2 pseudogenes are annotated in these 904 nt (G+C 77.2%); both read left to right on the forward strand.

Going from position 1 to position 904, the window contains the following annotated elements:
• Positions 1 to 801 (forward strand): annotated as a pseudogene (locus GCU69_RS32540) (histidine kinase); the annotation flags it as partial.
• 9 nt (positions 802 to 810) lie between these two features.
• A pseudogene (locus GCU69_RS05950) lies at positions 811 to 904 on the forward strand (roadblock/LC7 domain-containing protein); the annotation flags it as partial.

The raw sequence follows: 904 nt of genomic DNA on the forward strand, positions 1-904 counted from the left end.
CGCGCCGGTCCCCCGCTCAACCCCTCGGTCGACACCCCGGGTACGGGCTGGGACGCCCGCAGGTCCTCCGCCGACGACTGGCCGCAGCAGCAGGCGCGTCCGCCGCAGGACGCCCCGCGCGGCCACGAGGACACCGAGTCGACCGCGCAGTTCGCGCGCCCCGACTTCCAGGGCCGGCAGCCCGGTGGTCCGGCGCCGCAGCGCCCGGCCCCGCCGCAGCAGCGGCAGAGCCCGGAGAGCACCGGCCAGTTCCCGCGTCCCCCGGCCCCGCAGCAGCGGACCGAGCCGGAGGCGCTGCCCCCGGCCCAGGGGCCCGGAGACGGCCGTACGCCGCTCTTCGACACCCTGGAGTCCGACTGGTTCCGCGGCATCCGCGGCGGCGAGGACGGCGGCCCGCAGGACAACGGCCGGCAGACGCCGTCGTCGCCCGGCAACCCGCCCCCGCAGCGCCGTGAGCCCGCCCGGGCCGCCGGCGGCGGGACGAACGGCAACGGGACGGCCCAGTGGCGCACCTCGCCCAACGACGAGCTGGGCCGGCAGGCGGAACGGGTCCGTCAGCCCGCCGCCGGAGGTGTCACCACCTCGGGCCTGCCGCGCCGGGTGCCCCGCGCGAACCTGGTCGCGGGCACGGCGCAGCAGGAGCCCGTGCAGCCCGCGGGCCCGCAGGTCTCGCGTGCGCCCGACGACGTACGCGGACGCCTGACCAATCTCCGCCGGGGCATCCAGCGGGGCCGTCAGGCCGGAAGCAGTCCGGCAGGCGGCGGCCACGGCATTGGCCCCACTCACCACCAGGAGCGTTAGTTGAGCCCGATGAGCCAGGCGGCGCAGAACCTGAACTGGCTGATCACCAACTTCGTGGACAACACCCCCGGGGTGTCCCACACCGTGGTGGTCTCCGCCGACG

The organism is Streptomyces lycii, from assembly GCF_009735685.1.
GTDB lineage: Bacteria > Actinomycetota > Actinomycetes > Streptomycetales > Streptomycetaceae > Streptomyces > Streptomyces lycii.